The sequence below is a fragment of the Streptomyces sp. NPDC057743 genome (assembly GCF_042798755.1).
In the GTDB taxonomy this organism is placed as follows: domain Bacteria; phylum Actinomycetota; class Actinomycetes; order Streptomycetales; family Streptomycetaceae; genus Streptomyces.
This window is the reverse complement of the sequence record NZ_JBHVJX010000019.1, coordinates 1-20,612: the sequence shown is the minus strand read 5'-3', so window position 1 is coordinate 20,612 and position 20,612 is coordinate 1. Positions and strand designations below refer to the sequence as shown.

Here is a 20,612-nt window from a genome sequence, read left to right as displayed (position 1 = left end):
CCCGATCCAGACCCGGCGCGCGTTGCGCGAGAAAGTGGCACTAGATGGTGAACCAGGACAAGCTGCGGGACTACCTCAAGCGCGTCACGGCGGACCTGCACCAGGCCCGCCAGCGCATCCGCAGCCTGGAAGCATCCGAACGCGAGCCGATCGCCATCATCGGCATGGCCTGTCGCTACCCCGGCGGCGTGACCTCGCCCGACGGCCTGTGGCAACTGGTCAGCAACGGCGAGGACGCCATAGGTGACTTCCCCGCCGACCGCGGCTGGGACCTCGACCGGCTGTACTCCCCGGACCCCGACCGGCCAGGCACCACCTACACCCGGCAGGGCGGATTCCTCTACCAGGCAGCCGACTTCGACCCCGAGTTCTTCGACATCTCACCGCGCGAGGCACTCGCCATCGACCCGCAGCAACGCCTGCTGCTGGAGACCGCCTGGGAAGCCATCGAACGCGCCGGCATCGACCCCACCACACTCCACGGCAGCCGCACCGGCGTCTTCGCCGGCACCATGTACCAGGACTACGCGTCCCGGTTGAGCGCGGTGCCCGAGGGCCTGGAGGGCTACGTCGGCAACGGCAGCGCCGCGAGCGTCGCCTCCGGCCGGGTCGCCTACACCCTCGGCTTCGAGGGCCCGGCGGTGACCGTCGACACGGCGTGCTCCGCGTCCCTGGTGGGCCTGCACCTGGCCGCCCAGGCACTACGGAACGAGGAGTGCTCGCTCGCCCTCGCCGGCGGCGTCACCCTCATGGCCAGCCCCCGCGCGCTGCTCAGCTTCAGCCGACAGCGCGGCCTCGCGCCCAACGGCCGGGCCAAGTCCTTCGCGGCCGACGCCGACGGCACCGCCTTCGCCGAAGGCGTCGGCATGCTCCTCCTGGAACGCCTCTCGGACGCCCGACGCAACGGCCACCGCGTCCTGGCAGTGATCCGCGGCTCCGCGGTCAACCAGGACGGCGCCTCCAACGGCCTGACCGCCCCCAACGGCCCCTCCCAACAACGCGTCATCGAGCAGGCCCTCCGCAGCGCCGGCCTGACCACCGCCGACGTGGACGCCGTCGAGGCCCACGGCACCGGCACCCCGCTCGGCGATCTCATCGAGGCCCAGGCCCTGTTGGCCACCTACGGCCAGGACCGCCCGGACGGCCGCCCGCTGCTGCTCGGCGCGCTCAAGTCCAACATCGGCCACACCCAGGCGGCCGCGGGCGTGGCCGGCGTGATCAAGATGGTCGAGGCCATCCGACACGGGGTACTGCCGCCCACCCTGCACGCCGACCACCCCACCCCCGAAATCGACTGGAACGCCGGCCAACTGCGCCTCCTCACCGAGGCAACCCCCTGGCCCGAAACGGACCGGGCACGCCGCGCGGCCGTCTCCTCCTTCGGCATCAGCGGCACCAACGCCCACGTCATCCTCGAACAGGCACCGCACGACGAGGAGTTGGCCGAAGCGCCGGGCGCGTCGTCGGAGTCCGACGGCCCGGCGAACGCAGTGATCCCGTGGACACTGTCCGCCAGGTCCGAGCCCGCCCTGCGCGCACAGGCCCGCCGCCTGGGCGCCCATCTGCTGGACCACCCCGAACTGTCCCCGCTCGACGTGGGCTTCTCCCTGGCAACGACGCGCTCCGCGTTCCCCCACCGCGCGGCGGTCGTGGCTGCCGACCGCGACGCCCTGCTGACCGGCCTGGCGGCACTGGCCGAGGACCAGCCGGACCCCGGCGTCCTCCGCGGCCGGGCCCACCCCGCCGCCGGCCGAGTGGCCTTCCTCTTCTCGGGCCAGGGCACGCAACGCCTGGGCATGGGTCGGGAGTTGTATGCCCGCTTCCCGGTGTTTTCTGAGGCTTTCGACGCGGTGGTGGGTGAGCTTGAGCGTGCGTTGGGCTCGCCTGTGCGTGGGGTGCTGTGGGGTGAGGACGAGGCCGAGCTGAATCGGACTGTTCACGCTCAGACGGGGTTGTTTGCGGTTGAGGTGGCGCTGTTCCGCCTGCTGGAGTCCTTCGGCGTCGTCCCGGACGTGTTGATCGGTCATTCGATTGGTGAGTTGGCGGCGGCGCATGTGGCGGGGGTGCTGTCGCTGGAGGATGCGTGTGTGTTGGTTGCTGCCCGTGGTCGGTTGATGCAGGCGTTGCCGGAGGGTGGGGCGATGCTCGCCGTCCAGGCCCGCGAGGACGAGATCGTCGGCGCTGGCTTGCTGGGTGAGTCGGTGTCGTTGGCTGCGGTCAATGGGCCGGATTCCGTGGTGGTCTCCGGCGATGCCGACGGGGTTGAGACCGTACGAGACTGGGCGCAGGCGAACGGCCGTAAGTCGAGCCGGCTGCGCGTCTCGCATGCGTTCCACTCCCACCGCATGGACGGCATGCTGGACGAATTCACCGCCGTGGCAGAGCAGTTGACATACGCGGCGCAGCGGATTCCGGTGATTTCGACGCTGACGGGTGAGGTCGCTTCCGGGGACGAGGTGTGTTCGGCGGCGTACTGGGTGCGGCAGGTGCGGGAGGCCGTGCGGTTCGCGGATGCGGTGCGCGGCGCGGCCGGTGTCGGCGTGACCCGGTTCGTTGAGGTCGGCCCGGACGGTGTCCTCACCGCCCTGGCGGGAGCCGTCCTTGCCGAGGGCGCGGTCGACTCCCTCTGCGTGGCGACGCAGCGCGCGGACCGCCCCGCCGAACACGCTCTGGTCTCCGCTCTGACCCAACTCCACCTTCACGGCGCACAGTTCGACGTGGCGCGACTGCTCGCCGGCGGTCGGGCGGTCGAACTGCCCACGTATGCCTTCCAACGGCAGCGGTACTGGATGGAGGCCGGTCCGGCCGATGTGCTCGGGCTCTCCGCCGAGGCGGTGGGGATGGCGAAGCGCGGCGACCGGTCGGCGGTGGATGACTGGCGCTACCGGATCTCGTGGGCGGCCCTGAGCGAGTCCGAGGAGAATCGGCTCTCGGGCCGGTGGCTGCTGCTGACCGGCGAGAGTGATGAGGAATACGCCGATGTCGCACGGCAGTTGGCGGCACGTGGGGCGGAGGTCAGCCGGCTGAGTGTGCCGTCCGTGGTGGATCGTGCCGGGCTTGCTGAGCTGCTCCGCTCCAGCGTGGGATCGGCGGCGGTGTCCGGGGTGCTGTTGGCGCTGGATGCGGTGCGGACGGCGAGCGCGGTACAGGCGCTGTCCGACGTCGAGGTCTCCGCAACTGTCTGGGGGCTGACGAGGGGTGCGGTGTCGGCTACTCCCTCCGATGAGGTCATCGATCCGAACGCCGCGATGGTGTGGGGTTTGGGTCGTGTGGTGGCGTTGGAGTCGCCGAATCGTTGGGGCGGTCTGGTTGACGTGCCGGCCGTGCTGGACGACCGGGCGGGGCGCCGGCTGGCTGCCGTTCTGTCGCAGGGCGTTGAGGACCAGGTGGCCGTACGTCCCTCCGGCGTCTTCGGCCGGCGGTTGGTGCGTTCGGGCCGTGTGGCGGGGGAGGAGTGGTCGGCTGCCGGTGGCACGGTGCTGGTCACCGGCGGTACGGGTGCGTTGGGTGCGCAGGTGGCCCGTTGGGTTGTCCAACGGGGCGCGCGTCGCGTCGTTCTGCTGAGTCGGCGAGGTGAAGAGGCCCCTGGCGCGCTGGAGTTGCGGGAGGAGCTGACGGCGGCCGGTGCGGAGGTGCGCATCGCTGCCTGCGACGTGGCCGATCGTGCGGCGTTGGCTGGGGTGTTGGCCGACGAGGAGGTCTCCGCGGTCTTCCACACTGCCGGTGTGTTGGACGACGGTGTGGTGGACGGGCTGACGCCCGACCGCTTCGCTCGGGTCTTCGCTCCCAAGGCCGATGCGGCTCGCCACCTGGACGAGCTCACCCGCGACCACCCCCTCACCACCTTCGTCCTCTTCTCCTCCATGGCCGGGGCCATCGGCGGTGCGGGGCAAGGGAATTACGCGGCGGCGAATGCGTGTCTCGATGCGCTGGCGGAGTCGCGGGTGCGTGAGGGGCTGCCGGCCACGTCGGTGGCGTGGGGTGCCTGGGACCAGGCGGGCATGGCCACCAACAACGCCGTGGCCGACCGGCTCGCTCGCGGTGGTGTCGGCACCATGGCGCCGGAGCTGGCGCTGCGCGCGTTGGAACGGGCGTTGGGGGCCGAGGTCTGCCCGCTGATCGCCGACATCGACTGGGAGCGTTACGCTCCCGCGTTCACCGCGGCCCGGCCCAGTCCGCTGCTCGGCGGAGTGCCCGAGGCCCGAGGCGCGTTGGAGGGCGCGGACCCGGCCGGTACGGCGGGTGAGGAGGGCGCGCTGGCGGCCCGACTGACAGGGCTGCCGCCCGCCGAGCGCGAGCGGACTGTGTTGGACCTGGTATGCGCCCAGGCAGCCGCTGTACTCGGCCACCGGACGCGGGACGCCGTCGCCCCGGACCGGGCCTTCCGGGAGCTCGGCTTCGACTCCCTCACCGCCGTCGAGTTCCGCAACCGCCTCACGTCGGCCACCGAACTCCCGCTCCCCGCCACCCTGATCTTCGACTACCCCACCCCGACCGCGCTTGCCCGCCACATCACGGCCCAGGCACTCGGCGACGACGCACGACCCGACGACGAGGCGCGGACGACCGCCGCGGCGCTGCCGGGCACCGACGATCCGATCGCCATCGTGGGCATGTCCTGCCGCTTCCCGGGCGGCGCCAACTCCCCCGAGGACCTGTGGCGGCTGCTGGTCACGGGCGTCGACACCATGGGGCCGTTCCCCGAGGACCGCGGCTGGCAGCTCGACTCGCTGATCGACCCGGAGCGCAGCCGGCCGGGCACCAGCTACGTCGGCGAAGGCGCATTCGTCCGCGACGCGGCCGACTTCGACGCCGAGCTGTTCGGGATCTCGCCGCGCGAGGCGCTGGCGATGGACCCGCAGCAGCGACTGCTCCTGGAAGCCTCCTGGGAGGCGATCGAGCGGGCCGGTATCGACCCGGTCTCGCTCCGCGGGGACCGGGTCGGCGTCTTCGCCGGCACCAACGGCCAGGACTACAGCACGCTGTTGCTGCACGCGACCGAGGACGTCGAGAGCCAACGCGGCACCGGCGGGGCGGCCAGTGTGTTGTCGGGCCGAGTGTCCTACGTCCTCGGCCTGGAGGGCCCGGCCGTCTCCGTCGATACGGCGTGTTCGTCGTCGTTGGTGGCGTTGCATTGGGCTGCGCAGGCGTTGCGTGGTGGTGAGTGTTCGTTGGCGTTGGCCGGTGGTGTGACGGTGATGTCGACGCCGGGTGCGTTTGTGGGGTTCTCGCGGCAGAGTGGGTTGGCTGCTGATGGGCGGGTGAAGGCGTTTGCTGAGGCGGCGGATGGCACGGGTTGGGGCGAGGGCGTTGGCGTTCTCGTCCTGGAGCGGTTGTCGGATGCGCGTCGGAATGGGCATGAGGTGTTGGCGGTGGTGCGTGGCACGGCCGTTAACCAGGATGGTGCGTCGAATGGTTTGACGGCGCCGAATGGGCCTTCTCAACAGCGGGTGATTCGGCAGGCGTTGGCCAGTGCGGGGTTGTCGGCGGCTGAGGTGGATGCCGTCGAGGCGCACGGCACCGGCACCCGCCTCGGTGACCCCATCGAGGCCCAGGCGCTGCTGGCGACGTATGGGCAGGAGCGTGATGCCGACCGGCCCCTGCTGCTGGGTTCGATCAAGTCGAACATCGGGCACACGCAGGCCGCCGCGGGAGTTGCCGGTGTGATCAAGATGGTGCAGGCGATGCGGCACCGTGTGTTGCCGAAGACGCTGCATGTGGATGCGCCGTCGTCGCAGGTGGATTGGTCGGCGGGGGCGGTGGAGCTGCTCACCGAGAACCGGCCTTGGGAGGGTGGGGACGGTCGGGTGCGTCGTGCCGGCGTTTCGTCGTTCGGCATCAGCGGCACCAACGCCCACGTCATCGTCGAGCAGGCGCCCGTCGCGCCCACCCAGGCCGCCGGGGTACAGCCCGTGGCCGGCGGGGTGGTGCCGTGGACGGTGTCGGCGACTTCGGAGGCCGGCATCCGCGCCCAGGCCGAGCGGTTGCATGCCTTCCTGGCCGAGCGTCCGGAGCTGTCTCCGGCCGACATCGGCCACTCCCTGGCTACCACCCGGGCTGACTTGGAACACCGCGCGGCCGTCGTGGCCGCCGACCGCGAACGGCTCCTGAACGGCCTCGAAGCGCTGGCCGAGGCGGCCCCCTCGGCCGATGTGGTGCGCGGCGTCGCCGCGTCCGTCGCCGGACGGACCGGGTTCCTGTTCTCGGGCCAGGGTGCCCAACGGCTGGACATGGGGCGGGGGTTGCACGCCCGCTTCCCGGTGTTCGCCGATGCCTTCGACGCGTGCGTCGAGGGGCTGGAGCGGGCGTTGGGCTCGCCGCTGCGTGAGGTGGTCTGGGGCGAGGACGAGTCCCGTCTCCACCAGACCGTGCACGCCCAGACCGGGTTGTTCGCCTTCGAGGTGGCGCTGTTCAGGCTTCTGGAGTCCTTCGGGGTCGTCCCGGACGTGCTGATCGGCCATTCCATCGGTGAGTTGGCGGCGGCGCATGTGTCTGGTGTGTTGTCGCTGGAGGACGCGTGCGCGTTGGTCGCCGGCCGCGGCCGGCTGATGCAGGCGTTGCCTGAGGGTGGCGCGATGCTCGCCGTCCAGGCCAGCGAGGGCGACATCGCCGATCATCTGGGCGAGTTGGTGTCGCTCGCCGCGGTCAACGGCCCGGGCGCGGTCGTGGTCTCCGGTGATGCCGACGCCGTCGAGGTTGTGCGCGAGTGGGCCCAGGCGAACGGCCGGAAGACCACCCGGCTGCGCGTCTCGCACGCCTTCCACTCGCACCGCATGGACGCCATGCTCGACGCATTCGCCGCCGTTGCTGGCAAGTTGACGTACCGGGCGCCGCGGATCCCGGTGGTTTCGACGCTTACCGGCGAGGTCGCGTCCGCGGACGAGCTGTGCTCGCCCGCGTACTGGGTGCGGCAGGTGCGCGAGGCGGTCCGCTTCGCTGCCGCGGTGCGTACGGCAGCCGACGCCGGCGTGACCCGGTTCGTGGAGGTCGGCCCGGACGGTGTGCTCACCGCCCTGGCCGCCGGCACGCTCGCCGATGCGGATACAGGCACAGGCACAGGTACAGGCATAGATGCGGAGACGGAGACCGGGCGCGCCACCTGCGTGGCGACGCAGCGCGCCGACCGCGACGCCGAGCACACCCTCGTCACCGCCCTCGCCCAACTCCACACCGTCGGTGTGTCGGTCGACTTCGGCCCCGCGGTGGTGGGTGGACGCACGGTGGAGCTGCCGACGTACGCGTTCCAGCGGCGGCGGTACTGGGTGCAGACCTCGCCGCTGCGCGCCGGGGACCTGCCGTCGGTGGGGCTCGGCACGGTCGGGCATCCGCTCCTGGGGGCGGCCGTGACGCTGGCGGACTCCGGGCAGGTGGTGCTCACCGGCCGGTTGTCGCTGTCGTCGCAGCCGTGGTTGGCGGATCACGCGGTGCTCGGGTCCGTGGTGCTGCCTGGGACGGCCTTTGTCGAGCTGGCGGTGCGCGCGGGGGACCAGGTCGGTTGCGATCTGGTGGAGGAACTGGCCCTGGAGGCGCCGCTGGTGCTCCCGGAGTCGGGTGGCGTGGCGTTGCAGGTCGTGGTGGAGGCCGAGGACGCGGCCGGCCGGCGGTCGGTGAGCGTGTACTCGCGGCCGGACGAGGACCCCGAGGCGCCGTGGACCCGGCATGCCACGGGCGTGCTGGCCGGCGCGTCCCGCAAGGGCGCCGTCGCCGCGGAGTCCGAACCGTCCGCGGGCTTCGAGGTCTGGCCGCCAGCGGCCGCGGAGGTCGTGGAGACGGCGGATGCGTATGAGGCGCTGGCGAGCGCGGGTTACGGGTACGGGCCGGTGTTCCGCGGGTTGCGTGCGGTGTGGCGGGACGGTGGCGCATTGTGGGCGGAGGCGGCGCTGCCGGAGGGCGTTGACGGGGTGACCGGCTTCGGCGTGCATCCCGCGCTGCTGGATGCGGCCCTGCACGCGGCGCGCGTGGGCGGGTTGTTGGAGCCCGGGCCGGCCGAGGGGCCGCGACTGCCGTTCGCCTGGTCGGGCGTGCGGGTGCATGCGGTGGGGGTGACCCGGGTGCGGGTTCGCCTGGCCGCGCTGGGGCGCGACACCATGTCCGTGGAGATCGCCGACGAGACCGGCGCACCGGTGGCCACCGTTGAGAGCCTCGCGGTGCGCGCCGTCGCCCCGGAACAGCTCCGCGCGGCCCGGGAGTCCGGTGCGCTGTTCGAAGTGCAGTGGGAGACCGTCGAGTTGGGACGGACGTCGACTGCCGGTCACTGGGTCGGGGTCGGCGCCGGTCGGGACCGGGACACGTTGGGGGTAGGCGACTGGTACGCGGACGTGGCTGCGCTCGGCGCCGCCCTCGCCGCGGGTGCTCCGGCGCCCGACGCGGTCCTCGTCGACGTGGTGGGCGACGGGACCGAGGAGGTCCTGGTCTCGGTGCTCGACACGGTCCAGGCATGGTTGGCCGACGAGCGCCTCGCCGGGTCGCGGATGGTGCTGCTCACCGGCGGTGCCGTGGCCGTCGGGACGTCACACGACGCGATGGACGCGCCAGCGCAGGCCGGCGTCTGGGGACTGCTGCGCTCCGCGCAGGCCGAGCACCCGGGCCGGTTCGTGCTGGTGGACCGGGAACCTGGAAAGGCTCCAACGGCAGCCGTGCTGGCGGGAGTTCTCGCCGGCGACGAATCCCAGGTCGCGTTGCGCGGCGGGGCGGCCTACGTACCGCGGCTGCGCCGTGCCGCCACCGTCACCGCCGGGGCGGCCGCCGACGCGTCCCCAGCCACCACGCCCGCCCGCACCGCCTGGAACCCCGACGGCACCGTGCTGATCACCGGTGGCACCGGGTCCCTCGGCGGGCTGCTCGCCAGGCACCTGGCGGCCCGGCACGGGGTGCGGCACCTGCTGCTGATCAGCCGCAGCGGGACCCGCGCCCCCCAAACGGACGAGCTGGTCGCGGAGTTGGCCGGGCACGGCGCCGAGGCGCGGATCGCCGCGTGCGACGTTGCGGACCGCGCGGCGCTGGCCGAGGTGCTGGCGACGGTACCGGCCGAGCACCCGCTCACCGCCGTGATCCACGCGGCCGGCGTGCTGGACGACGGCATCGTCGAGTCGCTGACCCCGGAACGGGTCCGCACCGTGCTGCGCCCGAAGGTCGACGCCGCCTGGCACCTGCACGAGATCACCCGCGAACTGGGCCTGGAACTCGACGCGTTCGTCCTGTTCTCCTCGGCCGCCGGCGTGCTCGGCGCCTCCGGACAGGGCAACTACGCGGCGGCCAACGCCTGCCTGGACGCGCTCGCCGCGCACCGGCACGCCCAGGGACTGCCCGCGACCTCCCTCGCCTGGGGGCTGTGGGAACAGTCCGACGGCATGACCGCACAACTCGCCCAGGCGGCAACGGCCCGCAAGTCCCGGGCCGCCATCCGCGCCCTGTCCGCCCAGGACGGGCTCGACCTGTTCGACGTCGCGCTCACCCGGCCCGCGCCGCTCCAGGTGCCCGTCCGGTTCGACTTCGCGGGCCTGCGCCAGCGGGCCGCGGCGCCCGCCGGACTGCCGCCGATGCTGCGCGGGCTGGTCAGCACGCCGGTCCGGCGCACCGCACGGACCGGTGGGGACCGGGCGCCCGAGCTGCGGCGCCGCCTGGCCGGCCGCAGCAAGGCCGAGCAGCAGCGCATCGTCCTGGACCTGGTCCGCTCCCACGTGGCCACCCTGCTCGGGCACGGCTCGGCGGACGCGGTCGGCTCCGGCCGGCTCTTCAGCGAGCTCGGCTTCGACTCGCTGACCGCCATCGAACTGCGCAACCAACTCGGCGCCGCCACCGGCGGGTTGCGACTCCCCGCGACGCTGATCTTCGACTACCCGACGCCGGCCGCACTCGCCACGTACCTGCGCGGCGAGGTCCTCGGCGACGCCGCGGACGACGCCGCCGAGCCGGTGACGGCGGCGACGCCCCACCCGACGGCGGGCGATGCGCCCGAACCGATCGCCATCGTGGCCATGGCCTGCCGCTACCCCGGCGGCGTCACCAGCCCCGAACAGCTCTGGGACCTGGTCGCCAGCGACGGCGACGCCATCTCCACCTTCCCCACCGACCGTGACTGGGACCTGGCCAGGCTCTTCGGCACCGGCCCCGACAACCCCGGCCGCAGCAACACCCGCGAGGGCGGATTCGTCTACGACGCCGCCGAGTTCGACGCCGCGTTCTTCGGCGTCTCGCCGCGCGAGGCCACCGCGATGGACCCGCAGCAGCGCCTGCTGCTCCAGACCTCCTGGGAGGCCCTGGAACGCGCCGGGATCGACCCGGCGTCCCTGCGCGGCAGCCGCACCGGCGTGTTCGCCGGCCTGATGTACCACGACTACGCGTCCCGACTGAAGGCCGTCCCCGACGAGGTCGGCGGCTACGTCGGCACCGGCAACTCCGGCAGCATCGTCTCCGGCCGCATCGCCTACACCTTCGGCTTCGAGGGCCCGGCGGTCACCGTGGACACCGCCTGCTCGTCGTCGCTGGTCGCGCTGCACCTGGCGGCCCAGGCACTGCGCGCCGGCGAGTGCTCGCTGGCCCTCGCCGGCGGCGTCACCGTGCTGGCCAGCCCCGAGGTGTTCGTCGAGTTCTCCCGGCAGAACGGGCTGGCGCCCGACGGCCGCTGCAAGGCGTTCGCCGACACCGCGGACGGCACCGGCTGGGGCGAGGGCGTCGGCGTCCTGCTGCTGGAACGGCTCTCCGACGCGCAGCGCAACGGACACCAGATCCTCGCCGTGCTGCGGGGCTCGGCGGTCAACCAGGACGGTGCCTCCAACGGCCTGACCGCGCCGAACGGCCCGTCCCAACAGCGGGTGATCCGCCAGGCATTGGCGAACGCCCGACTGTCGACCGCCGACGTGGACGCGGTGGAGGCGCACGGCACCGGAACCCGACTGGGCGACCCCATCGAGGCCCAGGCACTGCTCGCCACCTACGGGCAGGAACGGCCCGACGACCGGCCGTTGCTGCTGGGCTCCATCAAGTCCAACATCGGCCACACCCAGGCCGCCGCCGGCGTCGCCGGCGTGATCAAGATGGTGCAGGCCATGCGGTACGCCACACTGCCGAGGACCCTGCACGTCAACGAGGCGTCCTCGCACGTGGATTGGGCGGCCGGGGCGGTCGAACTCCTCACCGAGGCCCGCCCGTGGCCCACGACCGGCCGGCCCCGCCGCGCCGGCGTCTCCTCCTTCGGCATCAGCGGCACCAACGCCCACGTCGTCCTGGAGGAGCCGCCGGCGGGGGACCGGACCGCACCGGACGCACAACCCACCCACCAGCCAGCCACCAACGAGCCGGACACCGCCGGCCCCCGAACCGCCCTCCCCTGGCTACTGTCCGCGGCCTCCGAGACCGCACTCCGGTCCCAGGCACAACGGCTCCACGACCACCTCACCCACCACCCCGACTCGTCCCCCGCGGACATCGGCCACTCCCTGGCCACCACCCGTGCCGCACTCGACCACCGGGCCGCGGCGATCGGCGCCGACCGGGACGAGCTGCTGCGCGCCGTCGCGGCCCTCGCCGCCGGCCAGCCCTCGCCCGCCCTCGTCCACGGCGTCGCGGTCGGTGATAGGGGCAGGCTAGGGGTGTTGTTCTCCGGCCAGGGCTCGCAGTATTCAGGCATGGGCCGCGAACTGTGGGAACACTTCCCGGCGTTCGCGGAGGCGTTCGACGCGGTCTGCGACCGCCTGGACCAGAGCCTGCCGGGCTCGCTGCGCCAGGTGGTGTGGGGCCGGGACGAGGACGAGCTGAACCAGACCGTCCACGCCCAGGCCGGGCTGTTCGCGGTCGAGGTGGCGCTGTTCCGCCTGCTGGAGTCGTTCGGGATCGCCCCGGACGTGCTCATCGGCCACTCCGTGGGCGAGCTGGCGGCAGCCCACGTGGCCGGCGTGCTCTCGCTGTCGGACGCCTGCACGCTGGTCGCCGCCCGCGGCCGGCTGATGCAGGCCCTGCCCCAGGGCGGCGCGATGCTCGCCGTCCAGGCACGCGAAGAAGAGATCACACCACTGCTGGGAGAGTCGGTGACACTGGCGGCCGTCAACGGACCCGAAGCGGTCGTGGTCTCCGGCGACGCCGACGCCGTCGAGACCGTACGGGACTGGGCCCAGGCACACGGCCGCAAGACCAACCGGCTGCGCGTCTCGCACGCCTTCCACTCCCCGCACATGGACGGCATGCTCGACGCATTCGCCGCCGTGGCCGACAAGTTGACGTACCGGGAGCCGAGCATCCCGGTCATCTCCACCCGCACCGGCCGGGCCACCGACCCCGAGGAGCTGTGCTCGCCCGCGTACTGGGTGCGCCAGGTCCGCGAGACCGTGCGGTTCGCCGACGCGGTCCGCACCGCCGCCGCACAGGGCGTCACCCAGTTCATCGAGGCCGGCCCCGACGGGATCCTCGCGGCCCAGGCCGGCACCGTACTGGCCGACCACGCCACACCGGCCACGGTCGTGGCCACCCAACGCGCCGGACGCCGCGGTGACCGGACCCTCGTCACCGCCCTGGCAACCCTGCACACCGCCGGCACCCCCCTCAACTGGGGCCCCCTGTACGCCCCCTATCGACCCCGCCGGGTGGAACTGCCCACCTACGCCTTCCAGCGCCGCCGCTACTGGCTGGAGGCCGCCACCACGCCCCAGGCGGAGAGCGCGGCCCTGGCGCCCGACGCGGTCGAGTCCCGCTTCTGGGATGCCGTCGAGAACGAGAACCTGGAGGACCTCGCCCGCACCCTGCGGGTCGACGACGACCAGGCACTCCGCCCCCTCCTCGACACCCTCACCCCCTGGCGCCGCAACCACCGCACCCGATCGACCGTCGACCGCTGGCGCTACCGCACTCACTGGACACCGCTCACCGGCACCCCGCAGGACACCCCTGCGCCCGCCCTGAACGGAAGCTGGCTGGTGGTGACGTCGAACGAGGGTCAACAGCAGCTCCTATCCGAGGAGTTGAGCGCACTGCTCGCCCGCAACGGCGCCACCGCCACCACCCTCCACCTCGACCCGGCAGACCTCGACGACACCCTCCTCGCCGACCGACTGCGAGCCGCCACGGCCGGCAGCGCGGAATCCCCCCTGCGCGGCGTGCTCTCCCTGCTCGCCCTGGACGACGCGCCCCACCCCGCCCACCCCCACCTGCCCAACGGCACCGCACTGACCGCCGCACTCGTCCGCGCCCTCGACCGGGCCGGCAGCACCACACCTCTGTGGTGCCTGACCCGCGGTGCGGTGGCGGTCACCGACGACGGCCAGGCACCCGACGCGGTCACCCACCCCGAACAGGCCATGATCTGGGGCCTGGGCCGCGTCGTCGCCCTCGAACACCCCGGCCTCTGGGGCGGTCTGATCGACCTGCCACAGACCCTCGACGCGCACACCGCGCAGGGCCTGGCCCGACTCCTCACCGGCGACACCGACGAGGACCAGCTCGCCCTGCGCCCGCACGGCACCTACGCCCGCCGACTCCACCGCGCACCCCAGGCACCCGACCCGTCCGCCGAGCCCTGGCGGCCCCATGGCACCGTGCTGATCACCGGCGGACTGGGCGCACTGGGCGCGCACATCGCCCGCTGGGCGGCAGCCAACGGCGCCGCACACCTGGTGCTCACCAGCCGCCGCGGCGAGGACAGCCCCGGAGCCGCCGAACTCCGCGCCGAACTGGTCGAGTTGGGCGCCGAGGTCACCCTCGTCGCCTGCGACATCGCCGACCGGGAGGCCGTCCGCGCCCTGCTCGACGCCGTCCCGACGGAGCACCCGCTCACCGCCGTGGTGCACGCCGCCGGCATCAGCCAGACCACCGCCCTCACCGCCACCGACCCCACCGCATTCGCCGACGTCGTTGCAGGCAAGGCGGCCGGCGCCCGCCACCTGCACGAACTGCTCGGCGACCGGCCCCTGGACGCCTTCGTCCTCTTCTCCTCCGTCGCCGGCGTCTGGGGCAGCGGCGGCCAGAGCGCCTACGCCGCCGCCAACGCCTACCTCGACGCCCTGGCCGAACAGCGCCGGGCCCGGGGACTGGCCGCCACCGCCGTGGCCTGGGGCCCCTGGGCGGACGGCGGCATGGTCGCCGACCCGGCCGCCGAGGCGGCACTGCGCAAGCGCGGACTGGTCACCCTCGACCCCGAGCCGGCCGTGCAGGCCCTTGTCCAGGCAGTCGCCGAGGGCGCGGCCGTGACCACCGTCGCCGACGTCAACTGGCAGGTATTCGGCCCGCTGTTCACCCTGGCCCGCCCCGCTCCGCTCCTCACCGAGCTGCTCGCCCAGGAAGCCGACCCGAACCCCACCATCACGTCCACCGGCACGCCCACCACAGGACACCCGGCCGGTCACGACGCCGACGAACCGTCCCCCGCCGCCGCATTCCGCCAACGCCTCACCGGCGCCCCGGACGGCGAACGGGAACGCCTCGTCCTGGACCTCGTCCGCACCGAGACCGCCGCCGTCCTGGGCCACTCCGCCGCCGACGAGATCGACGTCCGACGCGGCTTCCTGGACATGGGCATGGACTCCCTCGGCTCGCTCCAACTCCGCAACCGGCTGGGCGAACTCACCGACGTCGCACTGACCGCGACGGTCACCTTCGACCACCCCACGCCGACCAGTCTGGCCCACCACCTGTGCGCCGAACTCACCGACGGCACCGCCGCGGTGGACCAACTCCTCGCCGACCTGGACCGACTGGAGTCCGGGCTGGCCGACCTACCCGACGACGAACTGGCCCGGACCCGCATCAACCTGCGGCTCCAGGGGCTGATGGCGAAATGGAAGCAACCTGAAGCACCCGCGGACGGCGCCGACGCGCACCGCGACTTGGCATCGGCCACCGCCGATGAGCTGTTCGACCTCATCCACGAGGAATTCGGAAAGTCTTGACCAGGCCGGACCCGGGTGGTCGGCAGCTGGAACATGGGGGTATCGCTGTGGCGCGTGAGCAGAAGCTTCTGGACCACCTCAAGTGGGTGACGGCCGAGCTCCGACAGGCAAAGAACCGTCTGGCGGAACTGGAGACCACCGAAGGGGAAGCCCGGGAGGACATCGCCATCGTGGCGATGAGCTGCCGGTACCCCGGCGGCGTCAACAACCCCGACGACCTGTGGCGACTGGTCCTGGACGGCCGGGACGCCATGTCGGCGTTCCCGGTCGACCGCGGCTGGCAGACCCCGGACGGTGCGTCCGAGGACGGCACCGACGCCGGTTTCGCCACCGACCAGGGCGGATTCCTGCACGACGCCGGCGACTTCGACCCCGCGTTCTTCGGGATCTCCCCCCGCGAGGCGCTGGCCATGGACCCCCAGCAGCGCCTCCTCCTGGAGACCTCCTGGGAGGTCCTGGAAGCCGCCGGCATCGACCCGGGCACCCTCCACGGCAGCCGCACCGGCGTCTTCGTCGGCTCCAACACCCGTGACTACGTCGGCACCCTCAACCGCTCCGACCACGACCTCGGCGGCCTGGTCGCCACCGGCATCTCGGCCAGCGTCTTCTCCGGCCGCATCGCCTACACCCTCGGCTTCGAAGGCCCCGCCCTCACCGTCGACACCGCCTGCTCGTCGTCGCTGGTCTCCCTCCACCTGGCCGCCCAGTCACTCCAGAAGCGCGAGTGCGCGCTCGCCCTGGCCGGCGGCGTGACGGTGATGTCCACCCCCATCGGCTTCGCCGAGTTCACCCGCCAGAACGGCCTGGCCGCGGACGGTCGGGTCAAGGCGTTCGCCGAGGCCGCCGACGGCACCGCCTGGGGCGAGGGCGTCGGCATGCTCCTCCTGGAACGCCTCTCCGACGCCCAGCGCAACGGCCACCAGGTCCTCGCCGTCCTCCGCGGCTCCGCCGTCAACCAGGACGGAGCCAGCACCGGCCTCACCGCCCCCAACGGTCTCGCCCAGCAACGCGTCATCCTCCAGGCACTCTCCGACGCCCGCCTGACCGCGGCAGACGTCGACGCGGTGGAGGCCCACGGCACGGGCACGAAGCTCGGCGACCCCATCGAGGCACAGGCACTCCTGGCCACCTACGGCCAGGGCCGGGACGCGGACCGCCCGCTGCTGCTCGGCTCCATCAAGTCCAACGTGGGCCACACGCAGGCCGCTGCGGGCGTGGCCGGCGTGATCAAGATGGTCCAGGCGATGCGGCACGGGGTGCTGCCGAAGACCCTGCACGTGGACTCCCCGTCCTCGCACGTGGATTGGTCGTCCGGCGGGGTGGAGCTGCTGACCGAGAACCGCCCGTGGCCGGATTCGGGTTCGGGTTCGGGTTCGGAGACGGAAACGGGTCGGGTACGCCGGGCCGGCATCTCCTCCTTCGGCATGAGCGGCACCAACGCCCACGTGATCCTGGAGCAGGCACCGGAGCTGGAGCCTGCGGAGGCCGAGCCCGAGGCCAAGCGTTCGGCTGCGGGTCCGGTGGCGTGGGTACTGTCGGGGAAGTCCGAGGCGGGGCTGCGGGCGCAGGCCGAGCGACTGCGTGACTTCGTGGCCGAACGCCCGGAGTTGGCCCCTGGTGACGTGGCGTTCTCGCTGGCGTCGTCCCGGGCGCTGTTCGATCACCGGGCGGTGGTGGTTGGCGCCGACCGGGACGAGCTGCTGACTGGCGTAGCTTCGGTGGCGTCCGGCGAGCCAACTGCGGGTGCGATCACTGGTGTTGGAGTCCGCGCGGGCTCCGGAACCGGTGCGGTGTTGGTGTTCCCGGGTCAGGGTTCGCAGTGGGTTGGTATGGCGGCGGACTTGTTGGGTTCGTCGGAGGCGTTTGCGTCGCGTTGGGTTGAGTGTGAGCGGGCGTTGGCGCCTTTTGTGGACTGGTCGTTGACGGAGGTGGCGCGGTCTGCCGATCCGGCGCTGCTTGAGCGGGTTGACGTCGTCCAGCCGTTGTTGTGGGCGGTGATGGTGTGTTTGGCGGAGGTGTGGCGGGCGGCTGGTGTGGAGCCGGCTGCGGTGATCGGTCACAGTCAGGGTGAGATTGCGGCTGCTGTTGTCGCGGGTGCGTTGTCGGTGGAGGACGGCGCGCGGGTTGTCGCCCTTCGCTCGCGGGCGATCACGGCTCTGTCGGGTGCGGGCGGCATGTTGTCGGTTCCGTTGCCGGTTGCTGAGGTGGAGTCTGTCCTGGCTGCTGGCTATGACGGTTTGGGGGTTGCGGCGGTCAATGGGCCGCGGGTGACGGTGGTTTCGGGTGATGCGGCGGCTTTGGATGCGGTGCAGGCGGCTTGGGAGGCGGAGGGTGTCCGTGTTCGTCGGGTGCCGGTGGATTACGCCTCGCACTCCCCGCATGTTGAGGCCATCCGGGACCGCATCCTCGCCGACCTCGCGCCGATCGCTCCGGTTTCGTCGTCCGTTGGTTTCTTCTCGACGCTGACCGGTGAGGCGATAGATGCCGCTGAACTCGACGCTGACTACTGGTATCGCAACCTGCGCCAGACCGTCCGTTTCGAGGACGCGGTCCGGGCTGCGGTTTCCGCTGGTCACACGGTCTTCATCGAGGCTTCTGCGCACCCCGTTCTGACCGTTGGCGTGGAGCAGACTCTCGACGCGGTGAACGCGATCGGCGCGTCCTTCGGCACCCTACGTCGCGATCAGGGTGACCTGGCGCAGCTCCTAGCGGCGTTCGGGCAGGCCCACGTCCTCGGGCTGCCCGTCGCTTGGGAGAAGAGCTTCGCTGCGCACCACCCTCGGCGCGTGGAACTGCCGACGTATGCCTTCCAGCGGGAGCGGTACTGGCCGAAGTCGTCGGTGCGGGTGTCTGGCGATGCGCGGGGGCTGGGACTTGGTGCCGCAGGCCACCCGTTGTTGGGTGCCGCGGTGACATTGGCGGATTCGGATCGGGTGCTCTTGACGGGACGGTTGGCGTTGTCGTCGCATCCGTGGTTGGCGGATCATGCGGTGTTGGGGTCGGTGGTGTTGCCGGGGACGGCGTTTGTGGAGTTGGCGGTGCGTGCGGGTGATCAGGTGGGTTGTGACCTGGTTGAAGAGCTGACGTTGGAGGCGCCGTTGGTGCTTCCGGAGTCGGGTGGTGTTGCGGTTCAGGTCAGCGTCGAGGGTGCGGATGAGTCGGGTCGGCGTGTGGTGAGTGTGTTCTCGCGGCCGGATGAGGATGTTGAGGGGCCGTGGGTGCGGCATGCCTCGGGTGTGTTGTCCCGGGCAGCTGTGGGTTCGGTTGATGTTGGTGGGTTTGGGGTGTGGCCGCCGGTGGGTGGGGTGGCGGTGGATGTGGTGGGTGCGTATGAGGGTCTTGAGGGTGCGGGGTATGGGTATGGGCCGGTGTTTCAGGGGTTGTGTGGGGTGTGGCGCGAGGGTGATGTGGTGTGGGGTGAGGTGGTTTTGCCTGAGGGCGTGGAGGGTGTTGAGGGGTTTGGGGTGCATCCGGCGCTGTTGGATGCGGCGTTGCATGCGGTAGGCGTGGGTGGGTTGTTGGGGGCGGGTTCTGGTTCGGGGCCGCGGTTGCCGTTTGTGTGGTCGGGGGTGCGGGTGCATGCGGTGGGTGCGATGCGGGTGCGGGTGCGCTTGCAGCGGTTGGGTGGTGATGCGGTGTCGGTGTGTGTGGTGGATGAGTCGGGTGCGCCTGTGGTGACGGCGGAGTCGTTGGCTTTTCGTGAGGTGGCTGCGGAGCGGTTGGCGGTTGGTGGTGCGGGTTCGGGGTCGTTGTTTGAGGTGGAGTGGCAGCAACAGTCGCAGTCGCGTTCCGGTGTCACTTGGGGGGATTGGGTTGGCCTGGGTGGGTTGACTGGTCCTGGTGGGGCGTATGCCGATGTGGCGTCGCTGGTAGCGGCGTTGGACGGTGGCGTGGCCGTTCCGGAGGTCGTTGCGGTGGAGAGCCCTGATGTTGTTGGGGTGTTGGGGTTGGTGCAGGGGTGGCTTGGTGAGGAGCGGTTGGCACAGTCACGTTTGGTCGTCGTTACGCGGGGTGCGGTGGGTGTTCGTGCGGGGGATGGTGTCGGGGGGTTGGCGCAGGCTGGTGCGTGGGGGTTGGTGCGTTCTGCGCAGTCGGAGCATCCGGGCCGGTTCGTGCTGCTGGACATCGAGGACGGCGGCGAAGTCAGCTCTTCTGTCGGTGAGTTGAGTGGTGATGAGCCTCAGGTGGCGGTGCGGGGTGGTGAGGTGTTTGTGCCGAGGCTGCGTCGCGTGCCCGAGCCTCAGGGCGAGGTGTCTGGGGAGGTGTGGGGTCCTGAGGGAACGGTGTTGATTACCGGTGGTACGGGGACGTTGGGTGGTTTGGTGGCCCGGCATCTCGTGGTTCGGCACGGGGTGCGGCATCTGTTGCTGCTCAGCCGTCGGGGTGTGGATGCTCCGGGAGCTGGTGAACTGGCCGCGGAGTTGGCGGAATTGGGCGCTCAGGTGCGTGTGGCGGCCTGTGATGCCGCCGATCGTGAGGCGTTGGCGGGTGTCCTGGCCGAGATCCCCGAGGACCGGCCGTTGCGTGGCGTGGTTCATACCGCGGGTGTGTTGGATGACGGTGTGGTGGAGTCGTTGACGGGTGAGCGGTTGGGGGTGGTGTGGCGTTCGAAGGTTGATGTGGCGTGGAATGTGCATGAGTTGACGCGTGGTGTGGGTCTTTCGGCGTTTGTGTTGTTCTCTTCTGCTGCTGGGGTGTTGGGGGCTTCGGGGCAGGGGAATTACGCGGCGGCGAATACGTATCTGGATGCGTTGGCGCAGCATCGACGGGCCCAGGGCCTGCCGGCGGTGTCGATGGCGTGGGGTTTGTGGGAGCAGGCCAGTGGAATGACCGGCCACCTCGACGACGGGGACAAGGGCCGGATCAGCCGTACCGGTATTGGCGTACTGAGTTCGGAGCGGGGGCTTGAGCTTTTTGATTCCGCCCTTGCCGCCGATCGCGCCGTAATTGCCCCGGTGTCGTTTGACTTCGCTGCGCTTCGGGCCGATGCGGTCTCGAAGGGCGTCGCGCCAGTGTTGCGTGATCTGGTGCGGGTTCCGGTGCGGCGTGCGGTGGGTGGGAGGGAGGTGGAGGTCTCCGAGTTTGCGGCCCGGTTGGCGCGGCTGGATGCGGCGGAGCAGTTGCGGGACGTGTTGGAGATGGCGCTTCGGCACATTGCCCAGGTGTTGGGTCATGCGTCGGCGTCGGAGGTCGAACCGACCCGTCCGTTCAAGGACTTGGGCTTCGACTCGCTGACTGCCGTTGAGCTGCGGAATCGCCTGAATGCGGCGACGGGGTTGCGGCTGCCGGCGACATTGGTTTTCGACTATCCGACTCCGGCCGTCCTGGCGGAATTCGTCCGGGGCGAGGTCACGGGGCGCGGGCAGCAGTCGGCCGGAAGTGCCAACCCGACGGCGGTGGTGACTACTTCCGCGAACGAGCCGATCGCCATCGTCGGCATGGCCTGCCGCTACCCGGGCGGCGTGAGTACCCCGGACCAGTTGTGGGACCTGGTGGCCTCCGGCGGGGACGGCATCTCGGGCTTCCCCACCGACCGTGGTTGGGATCTGGAGGCGCTGTTCGACGTCGACTCGGGGAAGCCAGGCACGTCGTATGCGCGGGAGGGCGGCTTCCTGCATGAGGCGGCCGACTTCGACCCGGCGTTCTTTGGTATTTCGCCGCGTGAGGCGGTGGCGATGGATCCTCAGCAGCGGTTGTTGTTGGAGGCGTCGTGGGAGGCGATTGAGCATGCGGGTA

2 protein-coding genes are annotated in these 20,612 nt (G+C 71.6%); both read left to right on the top strand.

Annotated elements, in window-relative coordinates:
- Positions 1-44 precede the first annotated feature (44 nt).
- Complete coding sequence (locus ACFVFQ_RS22250) at positions 45-14,876, top strand: type I polyketide synthase (protein WP_383418694.1); 14,832 nt, start codon at positions 45-47, stop codon at positions 14,874-14,876.
- A partial coding sequence (locus ACFVFQ_RS22245) for a beta-ketoacyl synthase N-terminal-like domain-containing protein (protein ID WP_383418692.1) occupies positions 14,873-20,612 on the top strand: 5,740 nt, incomplete at its 3' end. The genes ACFVFQ_RS22250 and ACFVFQ_RS22245, both read left to right, overlap by 4 nt.